Below are 468 nucleotides of genomic sequence, written 5' to 3' on the forward strand. Positions count from 1 at the left end.
TCTTTACGGCGGACGCGCCCCTCGACGGCGGCCCTCCGCACCGCCATGAAGAGACCATGACGCCGTCCATCGACATCGAGAGCCTGCGCGAGCGCCTGCTGCGCGGCGACCGCGCCGCCCTGGCCCGGGCCATTACGCTGGCCGAGTCGAAGCGGGCCGATCACCGGGCCCTCGCGTCCGACCTCATCGACTCCGTCCTGCCGGAGACCGGCAAGGCGATCCGCACCGAGTGTCGCCCCGAGATCGCCACCGCGGCCGATATCCTCGCGATGTTCGGCGGTCTCGCCACGGAGCTGAAGGGCGAGACGCTGCCCTTCAGCCCTGACATGCTCGCGCTGACCACGCGCGAGCCCCTGGGCGTGGTGGCGGCGATCCTGCCTTGGAACGTGCCCCTCGTGCTGATGGCGCTCAAGATCGGTCCGGCCCTGGTCGCCGGGAATACCGTGGTGGTGAAGGCCTCCGAGGAGG

At 70.9% G+C, this 468-nt stretch carries 1 protein-coding gene; it reads left to right on the plus strand.

The features are described 5' to 3' along the window. Positions 1-56: 56 nt before the first annotated feature. A partial coding sequence (locus ACU8YC_RS26935) for an aldehyde dehydrogenase family protein (RefSeq protein ID WP_446896251.1) occupies positions 57-468 on the plus strand: 412 nt, incomplete at its 3' end.

It is taken from the genome of Citrobacter sp. VF227 (genome assembly GCF_052950715.1).